The 7,631-nt window shown below is 33.4% G+C and carries 4 protein-coding genes and 3 pseudogenes; 4 read left to right on the top strand and 3 right to left on the bottom strand.

The features are described 5' to 3' along the window. Together ACFIJW_RS00395 and ACFIJW_RS00390 are read right to left on the bottom strand one after the other, a co-directional pair. Positions 1 to 594, bottom strand: a 594-nt coding sequence (locus ACFIJW_RS00395) for a POTRA domain-containing protein (protein ID WP_375632740.1), incomplete at its 3' end; no start/stop codon positions are given. Next, positions 587 to 766, bottom strand: a complete 180-nt coding sequence (locus ACFIJW_RS00390; protein WP_375632738.1) for a hypothetical protein — start codon at positions 764 to 766, stop codon at positions 587 to 589. The genes ACFIJW_RS00395 and ACFIJW_RS00390, both read right to left, overlap by 8 nt. Before the next feature lie 256 nt (positions 767 to 1,022). Here ACFIJW_RS00390 and ACFIJW_RS00385 point away from each other — a divergent pair. The 4 genes and pseudogenes from ACFIJW_RS00385 to ACFIJW_RS00370 all read left to right on the top strand — a co-directional run. Continuing rightward, positions 1,023 to 1,642 (top strand): annotated as a pseudogene (locus ACFIJW_RS00385) (type ISP restriction/modification enzyme); the annotation flags it as partial. 1,735 nt (positions 1,643 to 3,377) lie between these two features. Continuing rightward, positions 3,378 to 4,361, top strand: coding sequence for a hypothetical protein (locus tag ACFIJW_RS00380; RefSeq protein ID WP_375628159.1), 984 nt, complete (start codon positions 3,378 to 3,380; stop codon positions 4,359 to 4,361). 81 nt (positions 4,362 to 4,442) lie between these two features. Next, a complete protein-coding gene (locus tag ACFIJW_RS00375) occupies positions 4,443 to 5,105 on the top strand; it encodes a hypothetical protein (protein WP_375632736.1) in 663 nt (220 codons plus the stop codon). A gap of 98 nt (positions 5,106 to 5,203) precedes the next feature. Then, positions 5,204 to 5,814, top strand: a pseudogene (locus tag ACFIJW_RS00370) (hypothetical protein). A gap of 1,571 nt (positions 5,815 to 7,385) precedes the next feature. Here ACFIJW_RS00370 and ACFIJW_RS00365 read toward each other — a convergent pair. Continuing rightward, positions 7,386 to 7,586: pseudogene (locus ACFIJW_RS00365) on the bottom strand (hypothetical protein); the annotation flags it as partial. Positions 7,587 to 7,631 lie beyond the last annotated feature (45 nt).

Here is a 7,631-nt window from a genome sequence, read left to right as displayed (position 1 = left end):
CGTGGTGATTTCTCCTTGAGATTTCATTCCAACTTTATGCCCATCAAGGGTAATATCTTCCATCACACCTTCAACAACAACAATCTTGAGATGACCGCCGCTTAAATCTTGCTCAGGCAAATAAGCCCGCACCGCAATATAGCCGCGCTTCATATAAAGCTTGGTCACCGCTTTGAGCACTTTGTTGATTTCGGCAATCCCCAAACACCGTCCTTCCCAAAGAGAAATGGCTTCATGAAGGTCGGTATGAGAAATCAACTGAGCACCAACAAATTCAATGCTTTTGATCAGCAAACAGGTTGTACTAGGCGAAGCACCATAGGCAGATGTGGTATCATCGTCTGGCAAANTGATCAGCAAACAGGTTGTACTAGGCGAAGCACCATAGGCAGATGTGGTATCATCGTCTGGCAAAAATACCTCATGGGTTTTGTTTTTACGCTGCAATTGCTGAAAACGCTGTTGTTGCGTTTGTTGTCGTTGGATGCTCTCTGATTGATTAATCGCTTTCTCACGAATGTTTTGGGCAAAACTCGCCAACGAGAAAAGGCACAAAATAGCCGCAAAAACAAAAATGAAAAAAAATCTATGCATTCATTGTGCCCTCAAAATGAGCAACAAAATGAACCATATCGTCAGCGTCACAGAAAAAATCGCCAACCGCGTAATAATTTTTTAATTTTTTGATGAGAATAATACTTCTAAAATCTAAGAGAAAAGCATAGACTGCACTGTATACGCCTGCTTTATTAGTTGTGCAAACCATATCATTTCCCCCACTTTTGAAGCTTGTATAATTACACTGTTAAATGACAATCATATGCTATATATGCTTCTTAATTTTAAGGTGTTGCATGTAATATAATCTTGAGCTTCAAGTAAAGCCTCTTATTCATAGAATATACCAAATTTATTGGAACTGTTACATATTAGAGACAACAAAAAACACTCCATTATTATCGCTTGATAAGAAAAATAGCATGACAATCGCTTATTTACTAAAATAAGAAAAAAAGAAAATGCGTAATGCCATAACTGATGAAGAATTAGCATATTTAAAAGCCGCTTATCCTAATGAAAAAACACTAAAGATGATCTGTTTTATTATGTTTACGGTCTTTTGCATTCAGAAGATTATCGCACCCGTTATGCTGATAATTTATGCAAAGAATTGCCTCGTATCCCTTGCGTAAAAACGGCTGATGATTTTTGGAAATTTGTGACAGCAGGGCGTGAACTCGGTCATTTGCACGTAAACTATGAAACTGTAGAACCTTATCCTGTCACCTTTAAAAAGGGTAATCCAAAACAGACAGAAATCTCTAATCCCGAAAAATTCTATTATGTAACTGAAATGAAATTCGCAAAAATTAAGGATAGTAAGGAAAAGAATAAATCAACTGTTATTTATAATAGCAATATCATCATGACAGATATCTCTCTTGAATCGGTTATGGGGCGTCAATGCGTTAAGACAGATAAAAAGAGTGGTATTGTTAATGATGCTAATCACTATGCTGTTGAAACCATTGGCAACCCTGCCTACCCTCTAGAGTTATTGCAGAGGGTTATTACCGTAAGTTTAGAAACAATGAAAATTGTTAAGAACCTACCAAAATTAGAAATAAGAGAAACCGAATAACTTATAAAGCATGCTCACATAATGAGAGTGATAACCTTACAAGGGGTATAGAGCTTATAACCATAATCTATACCTCTCTTGTTAAGTTGATTACATACAATCTTTAAAAAGAGTGTTTATATGCGTTATTCTAAAAAGAAATCATTTGCACTTTTAAATACTCTTATTTGGATTGCTTTAAGACTTTTAAGAAACCCACTCTTAAAATGAATTAAATTTTTTTACATTGCCTTTAAAAGATTATACCGTAATCTAAAATGAGTGCTTTATTGTTTTCAAAAGCTTTGTTTAAAGAGAGTTATGTATATTCATTTTACTTATAGGTTTTGAAGGTGTAAAAACCGTCAAAACCCCTTCAAAACGTATATTATTAGTTGAATTTATAGGTTGTGTTATCAATATGAGTTGTTTTTTTAAGATCTGTAAAATCTTAACCTATTGAAAAATAACGTTTTTACTTTTTATCGTTTTTTTATCTAAAAGGGGCAACCCTCAAAACTCAAAACCCCTTCAAAACTCATAACTATAATGATCTTGATAGCATTTCTTATGAGTTATAAACCATCTTTTGAAAGGCTTTAAAGGATCACATGCTTTTTATAAAGCACGTTGTAATCATTCTCTAAATCATAAGATTATCATTCAAAAGAACTGATAAAATTCATAAAAGGGATTTTGATAACGTAATCAGTTTTTACTTTCCTATGCTTTTCATAAGACACGTTTTAATGACTCACTCAAATGATCACTTTTGTCAGTTCAATTTACTGACACATAACTGACAGGTTTTAATCAATTCACATCATTGGTTATCTTTTAAGATTGTACTCTTGATATGGGTTATGTTTTAAAGATATTAAAATATTGAAATATAATGTTTTTAATTTTTACTCATAAAAAAAATAATAGAGGCTCTTAAAAGGAACTGACAACACTGACACGGTCTATTAAAAGAGATTTTGCTCATCTCTATAATTATCAGTTTCTATTGAGATGTTTTCATAACAGTCTATAAATCGTAATTATCCTATTTATCGTTTTTCTTATGAAAATGAAAAATGATGCGATGGCTATAAAGCATATAACAGCTATAGAGAATGCATAAAAACAGCAAGGTTTTATAATCATAATGCAAATGAATGCATTGGTTATAAAGACCATCTCTATAAAAAGCTGTTAAGTTGCAAATATGTTATAAACAAAATTCACAAAAAATTTAAAATTCATTTAGTGACAAAATTGATAGGTTATAAAGTTTAAAATACGCATCATGAGAGCGTTTCTAAATATTATAAATGTATAGATTCAGAAAATAACGCAATCTTTTAAGAAAGCCAATAATATAGCTTTAAAAGCATATAAATATAAAAGAAGCAATTAATAGGCATAAGACATTATCAACACACAACGTATTTAAAAAAATACAAAAAAATATCAAAAAAGATAAAATATTGTTTGACAATAAATACGTATTTTATTATATGAATATTCAAGTGATTAGAAAACACTTTGAAACGACAAGCGGATAGATTACGAAACAATCTTTCCAACGCTTTTAAAAATTGGCTATCTTTTATACTTTTGTTAGTATATGAGGATTTTGTCGGGTGTGTTTACACCATACAATACTCTTTATGAGAAAAGTGTAAGCAGCGGACTTGTCGCCGTGTTTTCTAGCACCCGATGCCCTCTATAGGCTGTTAATAGAAAATTTAATTACGACAAGGTTTTAATTATGAAAAATACAGTAAAAAACACCCCCGTTATCTCTAATATTTCAAATGAAACCGCGCTTGCTAATCAACAAGAGCCTGCAAAAAAATACGAATTTACAGGTGAGACAATAGAGGTTGGTGATTATACTCTTTATCGCATTCGGGCTTTAAGGGATTTTGCTAATATAAAAGCTGGTGATTTAGGCGGTTTTATACATAAGGTTGCAAATTTAGCTCATAATGGTGATTGTTGGGTCGGTGGCAATGCCATGGTTTATGGTGATGCTCGTATTTACGATAATGCCCATGTTTCGGATAATGCAAAAATTACTGGATCTGCAAAAATTTATGAAAATGCAAGGGTCTATGGCAATGCTAGCGTGCATATTAGAGCTGAAGTTTATGGCAATGCGCAAGTATATGAGAACGCATTGGTTTATGGTGATATTTTTGGACATGCTAAAGTGTATGGAAATGCAAAAATTTATGACACTATTTATGGCAAGTTTCTTGATAAAACTAGAATTTATGGCAATGCTGAGGTTTATGATAAAGCACGTGTTTTAGGAACCTCTCAGGTTTATGATAATGCCCATGTTTATGAAAATGCTATAGTTTTTGATAATGCTAGGGTTTGCGATAATGCCCATGTTTGTGGCGCTGCTATGGTCAATAGAGAAGCCAAGGTTTATGGGAATGCTATAGTGACTGGTTATGCCCATGTTTATGATAGGGGCTGCGTTTATGACAATGCCAAGGTTTATGGCAAGGTTTATGGTGGCGCTTGGGTTTCCAATAATGCTTTAATTTCTGATAATGCCGAGGTTTATGATGATGCTCGCATTTATGACAATGCAAAAATTTATGGCAAGGTCCATGGTGATGCTCATGTCTATGGCAATGCCAAGGTAATTGGCTATACTGAGATTGGTGGTGATACCAAAATTGGTGGCAATTATAAAGAACCCGTTATCACTGGTGATATTGTTTTTACAACTGTGTAAATGACGCGCGGGCGCGGCGGGGGCGCCCCTCTTTAAACATTTCATTCTAAAATTCAAATCTATTTATAAAGGAATTGTGCTATGCAAAAAAAGTTTGCACTCACAAATGAGACACGTGTATTTAATAATCAAACTCTTTATCGCATTCGGGCTTTAATAGATTTTGATGATGTCAAGGCTGGTGATTTAGGGGGCTTTATTGAAAGTGAAAACAACCTCTCGCATGATGGCAATTGCTGGGTCTATGATAATGCTCTTGTTTTAAATCCTGCCCATATTTATGAAAATGCCAAGGTTTTTAATAAGGCTATTATAATGGGCTTTGTTTATGGCAATGCTCATGTATGTGATTGTGCCCGCGTTTATGCAAATGCTCATGTTTATGATAATGCGCATCTTTCTTATAATGCTTGGGTTTATCATCAGGCGCGGGTTTATGGCAATGCAAAATTATCAGGGAGCGCTCGTATTCATGGCAATGCTGAGGTTTATGATCATGCTGTTATCAGTGGCGCTGCTAAAATTTATGGCAAGGTTTATGGGAATGCTAGCGTGGGCTGTCATACTGATGTTTATGGCTCTGTTTATGGTAATGCGAAAATCTCTGGTTATTTCGTGATTAGAGGTAATGTATATGGCAATGCAAGATTAAAAAGAGATAGTGATTTATATTGGGTTCCCATAAATTGTGAGGTTTATGAAAACGATACCGTTGTAAAGATTATTGAAAATAACGCTGCGTAAATAATGCGCGGGCGCGGCGGGGGCGCCTGCTTTCTAAGCAAATTTTCCATTCCAAATTTTATCAAATGTTTATCACATTAAATTGTGAGGGTATCTCTATGTGCAAAAAATACGAATTAACCAGTGAAATCAAAAAAATCAAACATGCTCTTACTCGAAATATTATAAACCTTTNCAAGTCTGTGGTCAAGTTTATGGCAATGCTGAAGTCTATGGAAAAGCTTTTATCTCTCAATATGCTAAAGTTTATGACCATGCTTTTGTCTATGGCAATGCTCATGTTTATGGCAATGTTTATGGGTATGCTCATGTGAATGGTAGTGCCCGCATTCTTGCTGATGCTCATATTTATGACCATGCGCATGTTTCTTATGATGCTACGGTTTTTAGTTATGCACGCGTTTATGGTCATGCCAAGGTTTGTGGCTCTGCTTGCATTTATAGCCATGCAAAAATTTATAATTATGCTGTTATTAATGGTCGTGCTAAAATTTATGGCAAGGTTTATGGAAATGCTTGTGTGAGTGGCTCTTGTGAGATTTATGGCTCTGTTTATGGCAATGCTAAAATCTCATATTGTGCAACAATCTGGGGGCGTGTTTATGGCAATGCAAAAATCAATAAAAAAAGCAAAGTAAGGTTGGTTCCAAAAAATTGTGAGGTGTATGAAAGGGATAATGTTGTCAATATAACTGATAAAACAGAATAAAGAACGGCGTGGGGGGCGTGCTTTCTTTATGGTGTATAAACGCATATAAAATGCATTGCTATAAACATATCATAAAAGAGAGAGTAACATAAAAAAAGCCGTGTCAAATGATATGACGCGGCTTTCAAATAGCGTTTCTTATTGATTAAAATGAATCATCCACAATGGAGTAATGAATGCATATATACAAAACGTATCATATTGCAAGCGCTCTATTAGAGATATGAAAACTTATCAAAAGGAATGTAAATGATGCGTTTGATTTTTACTCACTCATTTGAATGAGAAAACCTATAAACGCTTTTTGTTGCTCTCAAACGTATCAAAACGCTCGGTAGCTTTAATAATTCAATCAAAAGCAAATGCATATTCAATAAATATCTGCAAAAAACGTTCTTTTTAGCTTGCAAGCATTGGTTTTTAAAAGCAGCTTTTCATAAGATAAATAAACAAACGCTTTTATAAAATGTAAGGTTTTTAAATTTTTTCTGCTGTGAAAGCTAAATCTTAGTTTTCTCATAAATGAAACGTTCTTAAGAGCAAATGATAACTAAGTTATAACTGTTATAAAAAAAAGTTTTAACGTTTCTTATAAAGATCTCATTTTATGTTTCAAACGTTTAAACGTGCATTTAAAGAGCTTTCATAAGCGTATTTGTACTTTTCATTAAAACCTAATTTCTTTAAATATTAGCCGGTCCATTTTGGGGATGTTATCTTAGAATAGAGCATTCTTAAATATTACAGCTTTTGACTCAAAATTAAGTAAAAACCCATACCTTATGATGTTACAATGGTTTTGAAGTTTACTTTCTTATCTTTGTCTAAATAGCTGCCCCCAAATTTGGAAAGAGCTCATTTGGTTTCGTATTTTTAAACTATAACTTTTAAAACGTTTTTAGTACCAAATCTAAAGTAGATAGTTATTCTACTGCCATGGCATTATTTGCCTCCATTTTTTTGTGGAAGCGAATAGTTCCGTTCTTAAAGACTAGCCTGCAATCTATTCATTAAAAGGCTTTTCATTTCATGAGATATAGCATTTTGAATTTCATGACCTTTATTTCCTACCTCGGTAAAAAAATACCGTGGTTATAAAATCGATCTTGTCTTTAAATCCTTTTATGCAATCTTTAAAATGTTCGGTGTTATGATGATGCTGTTATGACAGCTCTCTATTTTGCGCTCGCCAATTTTGGCGAATGTTAATTTGCTCTTTTATGTGATTAACAATCCAATCTTTAAAACAAGATGTGATCTTTAAACGTATGTTATCGATATTTTCAAACGACTAAATTTAAAACAATGTGATTTGTGCTGTGATAAAAACGTATCATAAAATTTATGAACTGTTATGAATGATATCGGCTTTTCATTTCATTTGAATACACACATGCGTTATAATACTTACATCATGATTTGCTTTTTATGGTCTATTTATGCATGGCAATCTTATATCAAAAATGGTCAAATGAATCACGTATAAAAAGATGGATTCTTGAGTGGATTCATATAAAATAATTGCAAACAACATATTGACTTTATTGCGTTTTTTTGTATAATGTGACTCTGTAAACCTTAGCATTACCATAGACTTTTGCATAATCCCCAATCCAGCAATTGCCATCATGACTTAGATTGTCTTCTTTTTGTATAAAACCGCCTAGGTCATCTGCTTTAACATCATCAAAATCCCTTAAAGCACGAATACGGTGAAGGGTTTTGCCATCAAACTCAATTGTTTCATCAGTCAGTTTGTATTTCTTTTTTATCATAATAACCTCCTCTTAATGCATGCTTTGTCTTTTAAGCTCTTG

It is taken from the genome of Bartonella sp. MM97QHHN (assembly GCF_042194285.1).
In the GTDB taxonomy this organism is placed as follows: Bacteria; Pseudomonadota; Alphaproteobacteria; order Rhizobiales; family Rhizobiaceae; genus Bartonella.
The sequence above is the reverse complement of the archived record's forward strand: the minus strand, read 5'-3'. Positions and strand labels throughout refer to the sequence as shown.